Annotated in this window: 15 protein-coding genes; 5 read left to right on the plus strand and 10 right to left on the minus strand. The window is 42.1% G+C overall.

The features are described 5' to 3' along the window. Window positions 1-276, plus strand: coding sequence for an MrpF/PhaF family protein (locus tag BUC07_RS11890; protein WP_083578223.1), 276 nt, complete (start codon window positions 1-3; stop codon window positions 274-276). Beyond that, a complete protein-coding gene (gene mnhG, locus BUC07_RS11895) occupies window positions 269-586 on the plus strand; it encodes a monovalent cation/H(+) antiporter subunit G (RefSeq protein WP_073169697.1) in 318 nt (105 codons plus the stop codon). Before BUC07_RS11890 ends, mnhG begins: the two co-directional genes overlap by 8 nt. 123 nt (window positions 587-709) lie before the next feature. Here the strand turns inward: mnhG and BUC07_RS11900 are convergent, their stop codons facing one another. From BUC07_RS11900 to BUC07_RS11925, 6 genes are all read right to left on the minus strand, one after another. Continuing rightward, entirely contained in the window at window positions 710-1,057 is a 348-nt protein-coding gene (locus BUC07_RS11900; protein WP_073169699.1) for a carboxypeptidase-like regulatory domain-containing protein, read from the minus strand. Window positions 1,058-1,495: 438 nt separating this feature from the next. Continuing rightward, window positions 1,496-1,954: a toxin-antitoxin system YwqK family antitoxin gene (locus BUC07_RS11905; protein WP_073169701.1), complete on the minus strand. Its 459-nt coding sequence runs from the start codon at window positions 1,952-1,954 to the stop codon at window positions 1,496-1,498. A gap of 164 nt (window positions 1,955-2,118) precedes the next feature. After that, entirely contained in the window at window positions 2,119-4,065 is a 1,947-nt protein-coding gene (locus BUC07_RS11910) for a hypothetical protein (RefSeq protein WP_073169703.1), read from the minus strand. Between the two features lie 41 nt (window positions 4,066-4,106). Next, complete coding sequence (locus BUC07_RS11915) at window positions 4,107-6,845, minus strand: TonB-dependent receptor (RefSeq protein ID WP_073169705.1); 2,739 nt, start codon at window positions 6,843-6,845, stop codon at window positions 4,107-4,109. A 236-nt stretch (window positions 6,846-7,081) separates the two neighbouring features. Then, window positions 7,082-8,848 carry a sensor histidine kinase gene (locus tag BUC07_RS11920; RefSeq protein ID WP_083578224.1) on the minus strand — a complete coding sequence of 589 codons (1,767 nt, stop codon included), beginning with the start codon at window positions 8,846-8,848 and terminating at the stop codon, window positions 7,082-7,084. 23 nt (window positions 8,849-8,871) lie between these two features. Next, the gene (locus BUC07_RS11925) at window positions 8,872-9,555 is read right to left on the minus strand and encodes a response regulator transcription factor (protein ID WP_073169707.1); all 684 of its coding nucleotides are present in this window, start codon (window positions 9,553-9,555) and stop codon (window positions 8,872-8,874) included. A gap of 139 nt (window positions 9,556-9,694) precedes the next feature. On the opposite strand from BUC07_RS11925, the gene BUC07_RS11930 reads away from it, so the two are divergent. Further along, entirely contained in the window at window positions 9,695-10,690 is a 996-nt protein-coding gene (locus tag BUC07_RS11930; RefSeq protein ID WP_073169762.1) for a hypothetical protein, read from the plus strand. Between the two features lie 9 nt (window positions 10,691-10,699). Continuing rightward, window positions 10,700-12,010: a hypothetical protein gene (locus tag BUC07_RS11935; protein ID WP_073169710.1), complete on the plus strand. Its 1,311-nt coding sequence runs from the start codon at window positions 10,700-10,702 to the stop codon at window positions 12,008-12,010. Window positions 12,011-12,151: 141 nt separating this feature from the next. On the opposite strand, the gene BUC07_RS11940 is transcribed toward BUC07_RS11935, so the two are convergent. The 4 genes from BUC07_RS11940 to glgX all read right to left on the minus strand — a co-directional run bounded on the left by BUC07_RS11940 (window position 12,152) and on the right by glgX (window position 17,701). Continuing rightward, window positions 12,152-12,652, minus strand: coding sequence for a DUF6933 domain-containing protein (locus BUC07_RS11940; RefSeq protein ID WP_073169712.1), 501 nt, complete (start codon window positions 12,650-12,652; stop codon window positions 12,152-12,154). 150 nt (window positions 12,653-12,802) lie between these two features. Beyond that, window positions 12,803-13,759, minus strand: coding sequence for a hypothetical protein (locus tag BUC07_RS11945; RefSeq protein ID WP_073169714.1), 957 nt, complete (start codon window positions 13,757-13,759; stop codon window positions 12,803-12,805). An 82-nt stretch (window positions 13,760-13,841) separates the two neighbouring features. After that, complete coding sequence (locus BUC07_RS11950) at window positions 13,842-14,798, minus strand: hypothetical protein (RefSeq protein WP_139279558.1); 957 nt, start codon at window positions 14,796-14,798, stop codon at window positions 13,842-13,844. A gap of 743 nt (window positions 14,799-15,541) precedes the next feature. Continuing rightward, the gene (glgX, locus tag BUC07_RS11955; RefSeq protein ID WP_073169718.1) at window positions 15,542-17,701 is read right to left on the minus strand and encodes a glycogen debranching protein GlgX; all 2,160 of its coding nucleotides are present in this window, start codon (window positions 17,699-17,701) and stop codon (window positions 15,542-15,544) included. Window positions 17,702-17,966: 265 nt separating this feature from the next. Here glgX and treZ point away from each other — a divergent pair, with 265 nt between their 5' ends. Then, complete coding sequence (gene treZ, locus BUC07_RS11960) at window positions 17,967-19,799, plus strand: malto-oligosyltrehalose trehalohydrolase (RefSeq protein ID WP_073169721.1); 1,833 nt, start codon at window positions 17,967-17,969, stop codon at window positions 19,797-19,799.

The following is a 19,799-nucleotide window of genomic DNA, read 5'->3' on the forward strand; positions in this document are numbered from 1 at the left end:
ATGGAAGATTCAGTTTCAAATACAGTCTTGATAATTGCATTCTCGATGCTTTTGGCGGCACTGGTGCTTGCATTTGCCCGTTTGCTAAAGGGGCCGTCGATTAACGATCGGATTGCGGCAATGGATTTAATTGCAGCGGTGGTTATGGGTTTTGTGCTGGTTTACAGTGTAATGATAAACAAGTCAATTTATTTCGATATACCTGTTATCATTTCACTGATTTCTTTTATTGGCACGGTGGCCGTTTCAACCTATTTAAAACACAGGTATGGATAAAATAATTATTTCAACATTGATGCTTGCCGGGGCATTTTTTATTTTGGTGGCGGCAATTGGTATAGTACGGTTTAAAGATTTGTACAGCCGGCTTCATGCAAGTACCAAAGCACCGTCGTTTGGCATTTTTTTAATTGTGCTGGGTGTGAGCCTGTTTTTTAATATGCCAATTGTTTACCTGAAAGGTTTTTTCATAATTGTTTTCGTATATCTCACGGCACCGCTGGCGGCTCATTCCATTGTTAAATCCTTTAATGATAAAGAGAAGGATACGAATTCATTTTTGCAGAAGAAGGAGCCTAAAAGTTAATTTTTCAGAACTTTGGTTTCCCCGTGGTGAATTCTTTGCTGAACTTTTCATACATAAAAAAACCGCTCCTGCGGGACAGAAACGGCTAAGGGAATTTTTTGCGAAAGGATGAGTAAACAACTTCTATTTTGAGTTTTCCAGCTTTATATTTACGCAGTTCTCATTGTTTTCTACTTGAAGCGTTTCTGCGGTTTTATTGTACGAAATATAATTGGTGACAATTTTGTATTCACCCGGCTTTACTTTGAAGGTGAATTTGCCGTCGAAATCGGTGTAGGTTTTCATATCAGTACCTTCGAGCTGAATTTCAACTCCGGTCAGTAATTCACCCGAACCTGAGTCGGCAACGGTTCCGGTTAATACGGTGGTAACTTCACTGTTGGTGTCAGCTGTTGCTTCCCCTTTTTTTTCTTCGGCATTTCCCACAAATGCGAGAAATACGATTAGTGTAGCGAATAGTAATTTTTTCATCTTTTATGAATTTTAATTCAATGTAAATGTAAGGCGGTGCTGTTAAATGGGAGTTACAGAATTATTACAGTTTTATTACATTTGAGACTAGTTTCGTGTCATGCCTCAAAAGTCGCATCGCCATTCCGAGTTTTCATTCATTTTTAGAATGAGCATAATGAGACGATGACAGAAAAATTCCAAAATTCAATCCACAAATCACAAATAAACTCCAATTTCTCAATTTTTTTAAATTTCAAAATTCATATTGTTTGGAGATTTGTTTTTGTTTTTTGATGCTTATTTGGTGTTTGCTTTTTGCTATTTGTTATTTCTCACATAATCAGAACGATATGCAAATCTGTCATTGGCAACGTGTTTCGGAATCTGCTTTTTTCAAGCTGAGATGCTGAATCCGCCAGTTGGCGGACAGCATGACGTTTCACGATTGACATGGTGCTAGTATTCACGCTTGTTTATTAGCTCACCTTTCTCGTTGTAGTTTTTCCAGGTTCCGCTTTTCTCTCCAATGTTGTATTGAAGCACGTACAAAAGTTTTCCGTCGTCGTTCCATATTTTCCATTTGCCGTGTTTTTTCCCGTTTTTGTAACGGGCGATGGAAACTTTAATGTTATTGCGGTTGTAAACGACCCACTTGCCGTGCATTTTATTGTTTTTGTATGAACGGATTTCGTTGAGGGTGCCGTTTTCAAACCAGATTTTTGTTTTACCGTGTTTGAACCCGTTTTTGAAACGGGCGGTCATTTTCACCACGCCATTTTCGTAGTGCGTCGTCCATTTACCGGTGTAAGGTTCCCCGTTCAGAAAATAAGTGCCTTCTTTTTCAATTAATTCCTGACCGATCGAAATCCCGGAAACTCCCAGAAGAAAAAGCAAGAAGATAATTGTTCGTTTCATTATTTTGTAAAGTTACAGTGTTTGAATTGCAGTGTTATTTCGTTTTAAAAACAATTGCAGGAATGAAAATGGAAAAAAGCCCCGGGATGAACCGGGACTTTAGTTTGCCAGGCTGAAACGGCCTGGTTTTCAAACACTGCAATTGTTTTTTGTTTCATTATAAATTATAAGCTTGCTTCAATCCAGTTCCAGGCCGAAATGTCAACTTTTGTACCTGCTGTGTAATTAGCTTCCGGGTCCGCATTTGCTCCGTCAATCTGAACATTGGAAAGTGCTCCGCCATCTTTCATGTCGATATTTTTATCGTAGCCTTCCAGGTACAGGTTGGTGATGGTTGCGCCCGATTCTTTTTTGAATTGCAGGGCAGTTCCTCCCACGGTTGAAATAGCTGTAACATTTGTAAATTGGGGGTTGTTGTTTACTTTATCGCCTTCAAAAGCAGTTGAGAAACCTTCGATGGTGTGCGAAATGTAGGTGTTGGTTATTCCACCGCTCCAGCCTTCGGTCCAGTCAACCGCATCGTCTTCGTTGTTTTCGAGGTAAATATTTTCAACAGTTGCTGTACCTCCGAAAAATTCAATTCCATCGTCTGAGCCGTTGATTACTGCAATGTTATTCAATGTTGTTTGTGAACCTACTGCATACAATGAAACTCCGTTGTATTGCGATTCAGAATTGATTTGAGCACCTGTTCCTTTAATGACAAGGTATTCAATTGCACCTGAATTATCATCATCAGCATTGCCGCCATAAATAAATCCGCCAACTTCGGCTTCAGCATCAACACCTGCTGTGGTGGTTGCTTTTCCGCAAATGGTTAAACCACCCCAATCGCCGGGTGAGCCTAAATCGGATGCAATCACAACCGGATTGTCAGCGGTTCCGTTGATAAAGATTCCTCCCCCTTTCAGAACAGCGATGTACACTTCTGTTCCACCGGCATCTGCATGAATTTTTGTTCCCGCAGGAATGGTCAGTGAAGCGCCATCTTTTACAATGTAAGAACCAGTGAGGCGGTACGATTTTGTGGCATCTAACTCCACATCGCTGGTAACTTCACCGTTTAATACTACTACTTCTGCCAGTTCGGCATCTACCCAACTCCAGTTACCGGGATCAACGGTTGCCGGAGCATTGTAACTTTTTGAAGGATCAGCCGTTTCCCCTTCGATTATAACATTTGCCAGAGGGCCGCCGTCTTTCATGTCGATACTGGTGGCATAACCGCTCAACGAAAGTCCGGTGATTGTAGCACCCGATTCTTTTTTGAACTGAAGCGCGGTTCCACCAACTGTTGATACCGCTGTAAGGTTGATAAGTTTAGGATTTGCATTGTCTTTATCGGCTTCCACCACTGTTGAAAAACCTTCGATGGTATGCTCCACATAAGCATTGGTAACAGTGCCGCTCCAGCCTTCGGTCCAGTCGATGGCATCGTCTTCGTTGTTTTGCAAAAACAGGTTGGTAACTGACACAGTTCCGCCAAAAAATTCAACTCCGTCATCTGAGCCATTAATTACAGCCACGTTTTCAACTGTAGTTCCGGAACCCACTGCGTAAAATGAAACGCCGTTGTACTGCGACTCGGAATTGATTTGCGCACCGGTTCCAATAATTACCAGGTTGGAAATGGAGCCTGAATTGTCGCCGTCGTCATTGCCACCGTAGATGAAACCGCCTACTTCAGCTTCAGCATCAACTCCGGCAGTAGTTGTAGCATTTCCGCAAATGGTTAAGCCACCCCAGTCGCCGGGATTTCCACTTGCTGAAGACATCACCACGGGGCTGCTTTCGGTGCCCTGGATGTGAATATCGCCGCCTTTCAGCACGGCAATGTAAACATCGGTTCCGCCGTTATCGGCCAGAATATTGGTTCCGGCCGGAATGGTTAAGGTAACTCCTTCGGGCACAATAAATGAACCAGTCAGGTTGTACTGCATGGTTGGATCCAATGTGTAATCTTCGGGAAGTTCTCCGGCCATTACACCCATTTCGAGGTTTTCAATTACCTCAGGTACTGGATCAACAACCGGATCATCATCGCCACAACTGGTAAATACCAAAGTTGCTATCAGCGCAAGACTAAAAATTTTGAAAACTGTTTTTTTCATGACAAAATTGATTTTAAAATGTTATTCATTTTTTAAGAATTTTAATTCAAACTGATTTTCACACCCAGGCTCAGCTCCATTCCTTTTTTGTATGAGCTCACCGTGGAAGTAAATTGTTCGCCGGTAAACGGCTTTATATCTTGAGTTTGTTTGATTTCAGGATTCAGCAGGTTTTTACCGGTAAATTTCAGCGAAATGGTTTCCGATATTTTTTTGAGCAAAATAAAATCGAGGGTTACAAATCCTTTTTCAATGATTTCGTTGTTAAACAGCGTGGCGCTGTTTTGAAAATCCTCGGGGGCTCCCAGTGCCAGGATTTTATCTGACGAATAGTTTCCGCTGATGGTAGCTGCAAATTCGTTTTCCTTGTTATTTGAATAGCTAAGGATTCCGTTGGCAATAAAATCGGATGCTCCCTGTAAATCGGTTTCGGTTTTGTTGTTGTACTGAAATTCTTCCAGTAAATCCTGGTTGAACCACATTTTTGTGGCGTTCACTGTCAGGTTCAATTCGGGCATGCCTGTATTTTCTGCTTTGATAATATCGAAACGTGTTTCCAGTTCAAAGCCATACACATCGGCTTTATCGCCGGTGTTTTCATAAATGAAATTTCCGGATGAACCCCTGGTTTGAGCCAGGTTGATTGGGTCGTTAATTTGCTTGTAAAACGCGGTTGCTGAAAACAGTTCCTTGTTGGTAGGGAAGAACTCCCACTTTAAATCGATATTGTAATTCTCCGAATTTTTAAGTTCCGGGTTTCCTTTTGTTACACGGCCGGTTGGCGATACATATTCGAATGGCGCCAGCTCTTTAAATTCAGGCAGCGTGATGGTTTCGCTGGCTGCCAGCCGCAGCGAGCTTTTATCGGTGAGCAGGTATTTCAGGTTCAGCCCCGGCAAAATGTTATTGTAATCGTATGAAACCGATCCCTGTCTGCCCACATAGTTGGCCACATCCCAGTCCACTTCAATATTGTCCAGTTCGTATCGGGCACCCACATTCCCGCTAAATTTTCCGAGGGTGAAATCAGCGTTCAGAAATCCGGCGTAAACATTCAGGTTGGCGTTGTAGTTGTCGGGTTTTCTGTCTCTGATAATTAAATCGTTGCCGGCATAAAGTGCTTCATTCAACAACGCTTTGTCGAGGTTGTCAATAGAGTTGACCTGCACGCCTTTTGCACGTACACCAATAAACATCGACTGAAAATCCCGTTCTTTCATCCGGAAATTGGCACCGTAGTTCAGTTTCAATTTCTTTTGTTCTTCGTCTTTAAAAAAGAGTTCGTCTTTCAGGTAGCCGTTAAATTCGCCGTCTTCAATACTCTGAAGTGACTTCCGTTGCTGAAAATCGCCAACGTGTGCAAACTGAACGGTATTTTCATTTAGAATATTTACTTCGTTGCGAATACGGTTGGGTTCGTCGGAATTCACATAATTGTATCCTGCAGCCCATTCCAGTTGGTTTCTTTCGGCAAGCCGATGGCTTCCCAGCAATTGGTTAATAAATATCTGGGTTTCTTTTAGGTTCTGATCGCGAACAAATGCACCGGTTTCCTGCGGATCCTGGTCAAAAACGTAACCTTCGCCGTTTCGTCCCTGCTCGTAAAGCTGGTCAACCGTTTTAAGAATTACCAGGCTGTTGAAATTCAGGCTGTTGTAATCATTAAAATTGTAAGCCACGTTAATCAGCCCGGTGGTATTGATATTTGTGGAGAACGTTTCGGCATCGGTAAATTCATTGTCCAGTACATTCGAACGGTACTTCCGGTAAACGCCTTTGTAATGGTCGTAAGAATTTTCGTGCTCAACCGTTGCAAAAACCGACAATTCATTATTGAAAAGTTCAAACTGTTTTCCACCTGTCAGCGAGAAATCGAATCCCAACGGGAAGCTGCGTGTATCGGTATTCCAGCTTTGGTTGGTGATGGCTTCTTCGGTAGTGTACGAGCGCTGGTAAAAACCAAAATTTACATCGTTCATGTTTTGAGTGGTTTTGAAATTATTCCAAACACCGTCTTTTAACACATTGGTGTTGGTCTTTCCTGAAACGCCAACAGACAACGTTTCGCTGTAACTTTTTGAGCTGATGTTAACCGTACCCGAAGCCTGGTCGCCATAATTCTGTGCCGAGAAAGTTTTATCGATTCCCACATTTTTTATGATGTCGGTAGAGAACAGGTTTAGGTCGATGTTCTTTTTACTTACATCGTCCGAAGGAATCGGCAGTCCGTTCATGGTTGTAGTTAAATAGCGGTCACCTAACCCTCGGATGTAAATGTCGCCGGAGCTTTCGGTTTTTGTAACCCCGGTTATTTTTGATGTAGCCGTTGCCGCATCGGAAACACCGAGGCTCGACAAACGACTCGAACCGATGCTTTCGGTAATTCCGGTGGCATTTTTCTGGTCGAGCAGCAGCATGGCTTCCGATTCGCGGTTGGCTTTTGCCACCACTTTTACTTCTCCAATATCGAGGGTTGCAGGTTCGAGTGCCACATTGATTTCTGTTTCATCGCCGGCTGTAATTTCCACCTGAATTTCCTGTGGTTCATACGAAATAAATGAAACGACGAGCGTATGAGTTCCGGGCTCAATGCCAGGCAAAATATAGTTGCCATCGAAATCGGTGATGGTTCCCTGTGTTGTTCCTTTAATTAAAACGGTGGTCCCTATGAGTGATTCCTGTGTTTTTGAATCGGTTACGCTTCCTTTTATTGTTCCTTTTTGCGCATAACCGATAAAAGAAAAAATTAGTAGGAGACTACTAATAAAGATTGTTTTCATTCTTTTTTTTGTTTGCAGTGTTTTTTCGACATTTTTTCTTTAAAGTCGGCAGCAAAGGAAGGGGCAAAATGTTACAGTGCGATTACTATTCATTTAAGGTTGAATTACATTTCTGTAATAAAAATGAAATAAAATTTTGCGGGCTGCACTCGCTTTTGAGATTTCTGGAAAGCAGCAAAAAATTTGTTGTCTGGCATATTACCGGTGAATTGCAAATTATCCTAAAAAATGAATTTCTATTTCTTCGCGAGCGAGAACAAAAACTCCACTCCTTTTTTGGGGTTGTTTTTTACCGAGATGTTTCCTTTATGCAGTTGGATGGCATTTTTTACAATGGCCAGTCCCAGGCCGGTACCACCTTTCTCGCGGCTGCGACCATGGTCAACGCGGTAAAAACGTTCGAATATTCGGGGCAGGTGCTCTTCAGGAATTCCGGTTCCGGTATCGGAATAGGAGAAATAATAGTATTTTTCGTCTTCGTGGTAAACTTTTACATTGATGCTGATTCCATCGCCCCCGTAGTTGATGGAGTTTTCAACAAAGTTTTGGAAGATTGAAAACAGTAGCGAATCATTTCCATCTATTACTGTGTTTTGCGGTACATCGCTCGAAAAAGAGATGTTTTTTTCGTGCATCCGGTTGGCAAAGTTTTCATAAACCTCATCAATAACCGATTTTATATCGAGGGGTTTGAACCGAAACAGTTCCCCGGCATCTTCGATGTTGTTCAGCAACGAAACGTCATTTATTAAATCAGTAAGCCGTTCGGCCTGCAAAAATGTTTTCTCCAGAAAATATTTTTGTTTTTCTTCGGGCACCGGCCAGTTCTCAATCATGGTTTCCAGGTAACCTTTTATTGAGGCCAGCGGCGTTTTCAGTTCGTGGGCAATGTTCGAGGTGAGTTGCTGTTTCATCAGCCGGCGTTTTTCCAGCCGCGTAATGTCGGTTATTACTACTTCGAAACTTTTATCCGGAAACACAATACTCTGGATCTTGTAGTACTTTTCGCTTTGAGAAACCACGAAATTTGTTTGTGGCAACTCTTCGAAATTCTCAGGGAGACTGCTTTTTAAATTTTGGTCAATGAATTTGTTCAGCTTTTTGAGCTCTTTCATTTTGAAAATGTCTGAAGCTGAGTGAATCTCTTTTTTTGAAAGAATATTGATGTACTGAATAAAATGTTTGTTCGAGAGTGTGATTTCTTTTTCGGGCGAAAAAAAGGCAATCCCTTCGTTCAGGGCATTCAAGTGGTTGAAGAGTTTTTCCCTTTCGTTCGAAAGCTCATCTTTGGTTTTTTTTAGTTTGTGGTAAATCTGAATAATCTGGCTGCTTATAACGCCCAGTTCGTTTTCCGGAAAAGTAGTGTCGGGTTCTACCAGTTCATTTTTTCCTGCCTTAATCGAAAAATCTTTCAGTTTGGTAATGGCATCGGACAATTTGCCTGTTATAATGAAAAGAATAATACCGATGATAGCAAAAACCGACACGATGAAAAAGATAAAAGCACGTTCGGCCTTTAAAAAATTTTGAATCTGAAGGTTGTAAACAACGGCAGTGCGTACAAAATAACCTGGGTATTTTTTAGCGTAGTAGTAATATTCTTCCTGGGTGGTATCGGAAAGCCGGATGTTGGTGCCGGTTTGGTTTTGAACCGCCTTTTCAATTTCAGGCCGGTGCAGGTGGTTTTCCATTTGGGTATATTCTTCCACCGAACTATCGTACATAACCTCTCCGTCGGAGTCGATGAGGGTAATTCTGATGTTGGGCTGCGGAATAATTTGCTTCAGCTCACCTATGCGGTCAACCTCACCGGTTTCCAGCAGGTGATTTTGCTCCACAAAACGGTGGGTAATTTCAGTAATATTGTCAAGCGTGTTTTCGAGTTGGGCTGTGCGGTATTTTTTTTCGCGCTGAAACTGAAATGTCAGAATGGAAATGGTGAACAGAATGAAAACTATAATGAAGTAGAAAAATATTTCGCCCCTGAATGTTTTCCGAATCACTTTAAATTCTGTTTAAGTTGGTGTTATCTATTTTTAAAACAGTACCCGTACCCCGATTTTCCTTTGATATTGGCGCCGTAATCGCCAATTTTTTTGCGCAGTCGGGCAATGTTTACATCCACATTGCGCTCGGTAACAATCACATCGTCGTCCCATATTCGTTTCAAAATTTCATCGCGGCCGATGTACTGATCCATGTTGTCCATGAGCAGGATAAGAATTTCAAATTCTTTACGCGTGAGGTGAATCACCTGTCCGTCAATTGTAATTTCCTTGCGTTTTGTGTCGGCAGTCAAATTATTAAAAACCAATTGTTTGTTATTCTCCGAGGTTTTTGCACCCCTTTTGAGTATGGCTTTTATGCGGGCAATCACTTCTTTTATTGAAAAAGGTTTCGAAATGTAATCGTCGCCTCCCACATTGAATCCCGTAAGTATGTCATTTTCTTCACCTTTGGCAGTTAAAAAGATAATGGGCACAGGCAACTTTTTTTCCTTGCGGATGATGTTGGCCACCTTAAAGCCCGACATGCCACCCATCATAACATCCAGCAATATCAGGTCGAATTCATGCAACTTTTTTTTCAGGGCTTCTTCGCCCGAATAGGCCACTTCAATATTATACCCCTCACTTTCAAGGTTGAACTGAAGGATTTCGCACAAATCTTCTTCGTCATCAACTATCAGGATTTTTTTGTTATCAGCCATTTTTTAATGAAGTTCAGACTTTTTTTGCAAAGTTAGGGTTAAAAAAGTTTTTACTCTTTATTTTTATTACAAAACAATTACGAAAATATTAAAAGTGATTAATTTATATTTGTGCAAACTTAATATGACACATTCCGGAATGAAGACAAAATTTTTAATTGCCTTTTTCCTGTTTTTTACTTTTCAGGCCTTTTCTCAGGAGGACGAATTTGAACCCTCGGGCAAACCGTTCGCCCGTATTTTCGCCAATTTTCACCAGGGCATTACAGGCAGTGCAACCGACCAGGCTGCATTTGAACTGGTACGCGGCTACCTGGGCTACGAATATTCTTTCAGCCCCGAATTTTATGCAAAAATTAACCTGGATGTGGGCAGCCCCGACGATCTTTCACCACTTTCAAAAATCAGGAGGTATGCCTATTTTAAAAATGCTTATTTGCGCTATACGAATGCTGATTTGCAAATTGAATTTGGGTTGATTGGCTTGAAGCAGTTTAAGTTGCAGGAAACGATTTGGGAGCGACGTTACCTGATGAAAACCATTGTCGACGAACACCGGCTGGGTTCTTCCGCCGATTTGGGTGTAAACTTTCATTATAAATTCAGCCCAAAAATAGATGCCGATTTTACCATGATGAATGGCGAAGGTTACAGCAGCCTGCAGATGGATGATGTGTTCAAATACAGCCTGGGTACAACTTTTCGGGTGCCGCGCAATTTTACCTCGCGGGTGGTTTTCGATATCATGCACGACGAAATTTCAGAAACAACCCTGACGATATTTACGTCATACGATTTCCGGAAGAAATGGAACATTGCCGGCGAATTTGTTTTGCGGCAAAATGACGGTTGGAAAGCTAATCGCGATATTTATGCCTGGTCGTTTTACGGAAAGTACAACCTAACCGACAAGTACCAGCTGTTTGCCCGGTACGATAAAATTGAGTCGAACATCCTGGAAGGCGAAACGCTGCCCTGGCGACTGGCTGACGACGGAACTGCACTGGTGGCCGGCATTCAGTTTAAACCCATAAATAATATTAAAATGGCACTCAATTACCACGACTGGTACCCGTGGGCAGCTAATATGGAGGGCGGCGGATTTATTTTTCTTGATTTGGAAGTGAAAATGTAAGTGTTGAAAATGAGGAGAATAGTTGTTGCTATATTCGTATTGATAACAGTTTTTCCGGGGTGCCGCAAAAGCGATTTCCTGTTGGAAGAAAAAACTGAATCGTTTCGCGACGATGGTAGCGGCACCGGGACGGTAACCTGGACCAAAAACAATGAGTACATCCTGGAAGGGCTGGTTTTTGTGAACGACGGACAGGTTTTGACCATCGAACCCGGCACAGTTGTGCGGTTTCGCAGCGGACAGGCCGAAAACGCCAGTGCCCTGATTGTGGCCCGCGGCGGAAAAATTATTGCTGAAGGAACCCAGGAAGAACCTATCATCTTTACTTCGGAGAACGACGACCTGCAGGGCTCAGTTGCAAAAGATGAACGCGGCTTGTGGGGCGGACTGATAATCCTTGGAAATGCCCCGCTGAATGTGAGCGGTGGTGAAGCGCGGGTTGAAGGCATTCCGTATTTTGAGCAGCGCGGTATTTTTGGCGGTGGCGACGAAGACGACAACTCGGGGGTGCTGCGGTATGTTTCCATCCGTCACGGCGGTACCAATATTGGGGAGGGAAATGAAATTAACGGCCTCACCCTGGGCGGGGTAGGAAACAAAACAGAAATTGATTTTGTGGAAGTGATTTCCAATGAAGACGATGGAGTGGAAATTTTCGGGGGCACGGTAAACCTGAAACACATGGTAGTGGCTGGGTGTGGAGACGATGCGTTTGATTATGACCTCGGCTGGAGTGGAAATGGGCAGTTCTGGCTCGGAATTGAAAATGATTTTGTAGGCGACAATCTCATTGAAGCGGGTGGCGGAACCAATCCTGTGATTGGATTTCCACATTCTTTGCCCACAATTTACAATGCCACATTAATTGGCAACGGACTGACCGGCAACGGCTCGCTCGCTGTTTTTGAGCGGTTTGCCGGCGGTGTAATTGCCAATTCTGTCATGATGAACGATGCCAACGGAATTCTGTTAGAAGTTACTGATGGTGCCAACGACAGTTTCAGCCAGTGGAAAAACGGAAAGCTTGATATCCGTAACAACCTGTTTTTTGATGTTGGCAGCGCTGAAAACAGTTCGCCATTTAAACTTTCAGGTGTTTATTCATCCGAAATGGAAAACGAGTGGGCGGCTTATTTTTCGGCGGCACAAAACGAAACGGGCAACCCGGGCATTGACCCGGAGTCGGGCTATTTTGTTCCCGAGCAAAAAATTACCGGCAGTTTAAGCGAATACCCCGAATCCTGGTTTCAACGCGTCGATTTTAAAGGTGCTTTTGGCGAAGATAACTGGATAGAAGGATGGACGTTGCTGGCGGAATAATTACCTCACATTTCGCAATAACACCAGCGACCGCGACTGCAATAGTGTTAATTCGGATTATAAATCCGCGCTAGCGGAGCCCGGAAGCATCCCCGCGGTACACATTATGGTAATCCTGTTTATTTTTCGTTGTAGTTCCATTTATTTGTCAATCATTAATGCATCTAAAATTTCTTTTGGCGTCATGTACTTCTTGTTTCGTGAAAAGATATAATTAAAATGGACATCCTCAATGTAATCCCAATTTGTATCTTCAATTGTTTCGGCCATTGCCAAATGATATTCAATGTTGTAGCGTAACTGGTTCATGTGAGACAACATGCTGCGGCTGTTTGTGGCAAATATTTGCGGTTCGGTTTGCAATTGATACTGAAAAAGCAATTTTCCATAGCCCAGCCGTTTTATAAGGTTTTCAGACCGTTCCTGAAATACCGGTAATGCTTTGTTTAAGGATTTTCCGTTTACCAGTACAGTTAACATGGTGGGGTGATGTAAAAAATGAATAGCCAGTTTTCCCTGCTTGCCAGTCGAAAGCAATCCTGCATACCATTCTCCCGGCAATTCCGAAGTTATTTCATCCGTGTTTTTAACGGGTTTTATTCCCGATGTTTTTAATATTTTATTTGTTCCTCTTATAATCATAGTTACGAAGCGTATAGGATTTTCTCCTCGCTGGCACAAATTTGCCACGAAGTGATGCCTGCGGCGCAATTTGTGTCCTAATTTATAAGAACGAGGTTTCAATTTTACCAAATTGCACATCGGTTGCAAATCGGCGCGAGCGGTGTGTTTTTATATAATTTTTTCAAATTTACTTTTTAATGGTACTCCGAAATCTTCTCTAATTAGCTCAATATATTCTTCATCGTTTGGTTTTATCTTTTTCCATATAACAACATTTTTGTCCACTTCTGCATATTCATGAAATTGAACTTTTACATTTCCATTATTAGAATTAAAATTGTCTAATGAAACGACATAAAGTCTATCAAGCTTTAGATAATTCTCAACAAAATTTGGACTTAAAGCAAGATTCACTCCTTTGTGCATTGTTTGAACGCTTGGGTACATAAGAATGTCCGTTCTGAAATTGTGTGGGGCATAAAGTGATGAGTGAGCAAATGCAGCTGATAGTTTGTAATTTTTGTCATTTATAAAAATTTCATCCACAAATTTTAAATATTCAAGGACTCCTTCTTCTCTTTCTTTTTCAAGTGGTCGACCATTTTCTTTTAAGAATGGTTCACTGATTTTGTCTTTTACAACATCACTTAAAAATCTATAATTATTTTCGTCTGGTAGAGCCATTTGCAAAAAACTTTGGAAAACTAATTCAGATTCTGGAGATGTAATACTCCATTTAGAAATACATTGTTTTGTATTCCCATTTGCTTTAACAGCCTCAATTAGTGCAGTCATTCCATCATTAGAGGAATAAAAAACGGGGAATTTTGGTAAATTACAACGTCCAAGTCCAACTAAATTAGAAGGGGGATAACTATGTTCTCTTATAAGGTTTATATTTGAAAATGACTCAAACTCTCTCGCACGAAATAAATTTAAATTAAATTGACGATGTTTAAAAACTTGAATTGGAGCGAAATAATATCCTAATTCTTCAGTAATAATATTCTTAATCTGCTCGACGTAGGAATCTACGGATTTAGAGTAATCAAGATTTGGAAATTCTCTTTCTTTGATTCTCTTTAATGCTTTTTTGACTTCATCTATTTTTGGAAAATTTTCCATTCTTTAATCTGTTCAAAATTTGCCATAACTTCTTTCTCTGTTCCCTCGTTGGCGCAAATTTGCAATTTGTGTGCGTTGGGTTTTATTCATTTTTATCATTCTCATCAAATAATTTCATTTGTGCTTTCTCTGCTTCCTTTTCTTTTCTATATTTTTTCCCTTGGGGAGTTTCCTCCGAAACATTCTCATCATGTTTTTTTAAGACAGTTAATACAGAATAAGAAGAGTCAAAGATTTCTCCTATTTCATTGATTTTTCTAGATATTTCCAAAATACAATCTATGAAAGTTCCGTTTTTAAAGGCAACCCCCTCTGCAATAACCGTTCCCTTGAAATCTTTATCTTTCATAAAGAATTCTATTGGATGACCAACTTTATTATAAATACCTTTCCATTTATATTTTCCCCTTTTTAGGACTGGAGAAATTATCTCAATCGTGGCATCTTCATCAACTATTGGTTCAAGTTCATCACTTTCTAAAATGAATTTTTTAAAATCTTCTCGTTTAACAATAGCTGTTTCATTTACTTTTGATTTTTTATCGTCTAGTATTGTTGTGGATAACTCTTTTACTTTAAGATATTTGTCAAGTTGATTATAAAAATTAGAAATATGTTTTAATATTTTGGGATTTGTGTCAATAAAAATATTTAGGTCTTGAATGTCAATATCGGGCTTTTCACTTTCTTGAATTTGCTTTTTTAATTGTAAAATGCTTAACTCTTTCTCTGCAACGCTAAGTTCAAGTTCCTTTTTGCTTAAACGTGATTTTCTTAATGGAACTCTCGAAAGAACTTGTGATAATAAAGTTAATATTAATGCTATCTGAACTGCGTTATCTGATAGAAAAGTCCAAAATTCAGTTAATCCGCCTTCTTCAAATGCTTCAGTTTCAATTTTTATATCTAAGTCTAATTTTTTCTGGAATTCATGTGAAATTTGTAAAAGCTCGAATTCACATCTGTTCCTAATAAACGCGTCCATTGTATGAGTACTATCCAAATTATCAAAATGATAGTGGATTTCGAGTTTACTCATTGGTGGTAGTTTGTCGAGTAGCAGTAGTGACATTGTGTCCTTTTTATAATTTCATTTTATACAGATTTCGTCTTTCCTCAGCCTTGGACAACTAGCTTGTCTGTGAAGATAAACCTTCATATAAATGTCATATCCGTTTTTATTGTAAGGTTTATCAATATTATATTTCCAATTCATCACCCGGTTTTTAACGTTTTTGCGCATCAAAAAAATTGGTTTTCAGCTTTTAAAGGTAACAGGAAATTCTGTTTTGGAAACCCGCCCGCCGGATTTTTTCGGGGTTAAAACCGCCATAAGTTCCTTTCTTTCCATTTTTTAAAAATTAAAACAAACTCCCGTAACTCCCTGAAAGGAAGTTCTTTGAATTACCCTTGGAGTGCTCTGAATAACTCGCGGAGTGCTCTGAACGGCATCCGGAGTTCTCTGAATGAACTCCGGCTGTCAATGTGTCGCTTGCGACTGCCGATGCATCAGTTGCCGTGTTAAATGCATGGATTGCGTACTTCTTTGAGTAAAGCGCCGGGTTGTCCGAACTACTTTGCAACACCTTTGAACGGGTTGGCGGGTAGTTCGAACAACTTTCCGGCATCTTTGAATTTATCGTCGTCTGTTCCACACGCTATCAGTCCACAATTGTCCGGGCCCGTTCGTATTCGCTGTAAAATTCGGTGTCGGAATATTTAAAGCGAATCATCAGCGGATTGGGGTAAATGATAAAAGGTTTTACACTGCTATCTCAAAATTTACCTCACATTCCGCAACAACACCAGCGTCCTTGCTTCCAATTCAAAAACCCCATTTACATGCACTGGCGCATCCGGATTTTTCTCCCAACTGGTATCTTCCAGCACTTCCCACTCTTCGGCCAGTCCTTCTTTGGGCAGCGTAAACGGAATAGTTTCCCAGTAGCTGTTGACCAGAATCAACAAAATCTCCTGTTTCAGGTCGTTGCCAAATTCATCCATCTCTTTCATCAGCTCGCCGTTGAGCATCATTCCCATCACCCGGATGAAACTGGTGTCCCATTCCTCCTGGCTCATGTCATTCCCATCGGTGTTGATCCAGCGGATATCAAATACGCCTTCACCTTGAATCTTGCGGTTTTTAAAATACCGCCGCGGGTGCAAAATGGGGTGTTCCCGGCGGATGGAAATCATTTTTTTGGTGAACTCAAACAGTTTATGCTGGTTCTCGTACCAGTCCCAGTGCATCCAGGCCAGTTCGCTGTCCTGGCAGTAGGCATTATTATTACCTTGCTGGGTGCGGCCGTATTCATCGCCGTGGCTAATCATAGGCACTCCCTGGCTCAGCAGCAGCGTGCCCAAAAAGTTTCTTTTGCGTTTGTCGCGCCGCTGAATAATTTCCGGATCATCGGTTGGTCCTTCCGCGCCGCTGTTCCAGCTGATGTTGTGATCTTCGCCGTCGTTGTTGTCTTCCAGGTTGGCTTCGTTATGTTTTTCGTTGTAGCTCACCAAATCGTGCAGGGTAAACCCGTCGTGTGCTGTTACAAAGTTAATGCTCGACGACGGCAGTTTCCCGTTGTCCTGGTACAAATCGCTGCTGCCGCTCAGCCGGTAAGCCAGTTCGCTCACCTGGCTCTCGTCGCCCCGCCAGAACTTACGCACCGAGTCGCGGTATTTGCCGTTCCACTCGGCCCACAAAACCGGGAAGTTGCCCACCTGGTAGCCGCCTTCGCCCAAATCCCAGGGTTCGGCAATCAGTTTTAGCTGCGAAATAATGGGATCCTGGTGAATGGTATCGAGGAAAGTGGACAGCTTGCCCACATCGAACAAACCGCGGGCCAGCGCAGATGCCAGGTCGAAACGGAACCCGTCCACCTGCATTTCGGTAGCCCAGTAACGAAGGCTGTCCATTACCAGTTGCAGCGTGCGGCTGCTGAGCAGATTCAGCGTGTTGCCCGTTCCGGTGTAGTCGGTGTAATACAGCGGATGCTCCTGCTCTAACCGGTAATAATTGTGGTTGTCGATTCCGCGGAACGAAAGTGTTGGTCCGAGGTGATTTCCCTCGGCCGTATGATTGTAAACCACATCAAGTATCACTTCCATTCCGGCCTTGTGATAAGCTTTCACCAGTTCTTTAAATTCATTCACCTGTTCGCCGTTCTGTCCGGTAGCCGCGTACTCGGCATGCGGGGCAAAAAAACCGATGGAGTTGTATCCCCAGTAGTTCGAAAGGCCTTTGTCGAGCAAAAATTTATTGTGCGAAAAATGATGAATGGGCATCAGCTCGATGGCCGTCACGCCCAACTCTTTAAAGTAGTCGATAATTTTCGGGTTGGCGAGCCCTTTGTAAGTGCCCCGCTCGTTTTCAGGAATATCGTGATGAAGCTGTGTAAATCCCTTCACATGCAGTTCATAAATGATGGAATTGTGCATCTGGATGTCGGGTTTTTTCACTCCTTCCCAGTCGAAACGCGTATCGATTACCACCGATTTATTCATACTCGGAGCGCTGTCGGTATCTTCTTTGTGCAGTTTAATTTTTTCGCCTTCTTCCAGCGTATAATCAAACATGCTTTGCTCAACGGTGATTCTGCCGCTGATGGCCTTGGCATAAGGGTCGAGCAATAGTTTTTTGGGGTTGAACCGGAAACCCTTTTTCGGTTTGTACTTTCCGGAAACCCGGTAGCCGTAAAGCTGCCCGGGTTTCATTCCCGGCAAATTAGCATGCCACACGTAGTCGGTTACTTCTTCAAATTGAATTTGGGCGTATTCTTCGTTGTCGTCCGGATGATGGAAAAGGCACAACGTAACGCCTGTGGCATTTTCGCTGAAAAGGGCAAAATTTACACCGTCATCATCGTAATTAGCGCCCAGAGGATAAGGTTTGCCCGGCAAAACTTTTCCTTCGTATTGTTTTGGTTGAACTGCTTCGTTTTCCATTTTTTAATTAAATATATTGGTTTTTTTTATAATTCGGATGTGAACAAATGATTTTTCAATCAACAATTTACACCATCCTGTCCATTGAAACAATAGATAATTTTTATTGTTGAATTATTAAAGCAGGCTCTTGAACCTGAACCTGAAAAATGGTATCCTGAAATTTGTTTTTTGAATAGTATAAAACAGATCGGGAAAGAACAATCCGTGTAAATAAACGTATTCAGGAGTTGATGGAAAGTTGTAAAATCCTAAAAGTAAATGAATGAATTACAGAAAAATTTTTCCGGTATTTTCTGCTGCGAATACTTGTAAGTTTTCGGTTTGGGCTCCCAAAGCCAAAAGTGTGCATTTGGTTACACAACATCCTGAAAAAAAGTACAAAATGACCCCTCAGAAGTTGGGTTGCTGGTCGCTCAAACTTGATAATATATCCCCCGGAACACGCTATAAATATTTGATTGACGAAAACGAAGCATTTCCGGATCCGGCCTCACTCTCACAACCCGACGGAGTGCACGAAGCCTCGGAAGTTATCGATTTGAACGATTTTGAATGGACTGACCAAAACTGGAAAAGCATCCCGCTGAAGGAAATGATTCAGTATGAACTGCACACCGGAACTTTTACCCCGGAGGGCACTTTTGCAGGAATTCGCTCAAAATTGGATCATCTGAAAGAACTTGGGGTGAATACTATTGAGATTCTTCCGGTATCACAGTTCAGCGGAAAACGAAACTGGGGCTACGACGGCGTGTATCCGTTTGCCGTTCAGGATTCGTATGGCGGCGCCAAAGAATTGATGAGGCTGGTGAATGAAAGCCACCAACAGGGAATTGCCGTAATTTTGGATGTGGTGTACAACCATTTTGGACCCGAAGGAAATTATGTGGGGAATTTTGGCCACTACTTTTCGGGAAAATATTCCACACCCTGGGGCGAACCCATCAATTTCGACGGGTCGTATTCCGACAGTGTGCGCAACTATTTCATCCAGAATGCATTGATGTGGTGCCGTGATTTTCATATAGATGGCCTCCGTCTGGACGCGGTACACTCCATTTTCGATTTTGGCGCGAAGCACATTATGCAGGAATTGGCAGAAAACTTGAATCAGTTGAGCGAACAAACCGGAAGGAGGCACTATTTGATTGCAGAATCACATCTGAACGACGTGCGCTACATTTCGCCCATATCAAAAGGTGGATACGGGTTGGAGGCGCAATGGTCCGACGATTTTCACCATGCGGTACACACCCTCACAACCGGCGAACAAAAGGGGTATTACATGGATTTTGGGCAATCGCATCAACTCTCAAAAGCCATAAAAGAGGCGTTTGTTTATGACGGCCGGTATTCTGAATTCCGGAAGAAAACGTACGGCAGTTCCACGCAAAACAACCCGGGCGAGCAGTTTGTGATTTTCAACCAGAATCACGATCAGGTGGGAAACCGGCTGCACGGCGACCGGCTGATTTCGATGACGGACTTTGAAAATGCTAAAGTAATTGCCGGTGCCATGTTTGTTTCGCCCAACGTGCCCATGCTGTTTATGGGCGAAGAGTATGGCGAACGCAATCCGTTTTACTATTTCGTGAGCCATTTGGACGAGGAACTGAACCGCCTGGTGCGTGAAGGCAGAAAAAGGGAGTTCAAAGATTTTTACGACGATTCGGCCGATGTTCCAAATGCTGATGATCTGCAAGCTTTCGAAAATTCAAAACTTTCATGGAATATCGAAAATGATACAGAAAAGTCTGCCATGTTCCGGTTTTATAAGGAATTGATCAAGCTCCGAAAAGAACATCCGGTTTTGAAAGAGACTGACAAAGATAACCTGCGGATTTCGGAAGATGGGAAATTCTTTACTCTCGAAAGATGGCGGGACGAAAGCAGGGTAGTGGTTTTTATGAATTTTGAAGACAAACAGCGAACCGGCAAAATTCCTGCGCACATTGTGGGAACCCTGACCAAAATTCTCGATTCAAAAAGTTTTGGCAGAAATGAGATTGCCGAACCGGAGAATACAGAAGTGGCGGCAAACCAGGAGATTATGATGCCCGAAAATTCAATGCAAATATTTTCAAACAGAGTATAA

Origin of the sequence: Tangfeifania diversioriginum (assembly GCF_900141875.1) — a bacterium.
Taxonomy (GTDB): domain Bacteria; phylum Bacteroidota; class Bacteroidia; order Bacteroidales; family Prolixibacteraceae; genus Tangfeifania; species Tangfeifania diversioriginum.

Excerpts from the sequence above, each read along its gene's own strand:
- BUC07_RS11890 (WP_083578223.1), top strand. The coding sequence starts at position 1 with ATGGAAGATTCAGTTTCAAATACAGTCTTGATAATTGCATTCTCGATG.
- mnhG (WP_073169697.1), top strand. The coding sequence starts at position 269 with ATGGATAAAATAATTATTTCAACATTGATGCTTGCCGGGGCATTTTTT.
- BUC07_RS11900 (WP_073169699.1), bottom strand. The coding sequence starts at position 1,057 with ATGAAAAAATTACTATTCGCTACACTAATCGTATTTCTCGCATTTGTG.
- BUC07_RS11905 (WP_073169701.1), bottom strand. The coding sequence starts at position 1,954 with ATGAAACGAACAATTATCTTCTTGCTTTTTCTTCTGGGAGTTTCCGGG.
- BUC07_RS11910 (WP_073169703.1), bottom strand. The coding sequence starts at position 4,065 with ATGAAAAAAACAGTTTTCAAAATTTTTAGTCTTGCGCTGATAGCAACT.
- BUC07_RS11915 (WP_073169705.1), bottom strand. The coding sequence starts at position 6,845 with ATGAAAACAATCTTTATTAGTAGTCTCCTACTAATTTTTTCTTTTATC.
- BUC07_RS11925 (WP_073169707.1), bottom strand. The coding sequence starts at position 9,555 with ATGGCTGATAACAAAAAAATCCTGATAGTTGATGACGAAGAAGATTTG.
- BUC07_RS11930 (WP_073169762.1), top strand. The coding sequence starts at position 9,695 with ATGAAGACAAAATTTTTAATTGCCTTTTTCCTGTTTTTTACTTTTCAG.
- BUC07_RS11935 (WP_073169710.1), top strand. The coding sequence starts at position 10,700 with ATGAGGAGAATAGTTGTTGCTATATTCGTATTGATAACAGTTTTTCCG.
- BUC07_RS11940 (WP_073169712.1), bottom strand. The coding sequence starts at position 12,652 with ATGATTATAAGAGGAACAAATAAAATATTAAAAACATCGGGAATAAAA.
- BUC07_RS11945 (WP_073169714.1), bottom strand. The coding sequence starts at position 13,759 with ATGGAAAATTTTCCAAAAATAGATGAAGTCAAAAAAGCATTAAAGAGA.
- BUC07_RS11950 (WP_139279558.1), bottom strand. The coding sequence starts at position 14,798 with ATGAGTAAACTCGAAATCCACTATCATTTTGATAATTTGGATAGTACT.
- glgX (WP_073169718.1), bottom strand. The coding sequence starts at position 17,701 with ATGGAAAACGAAGCAGTTCAACCAAAACAATACGAAGGAAAAGTTTTG.
- treZ (WP_073169721.1), top strand. The coding sequence starts at position 17,967 with ATGAATTACAGAAAAATTTTTCCGGTATTTTCTGCTGCGAATACTTGT.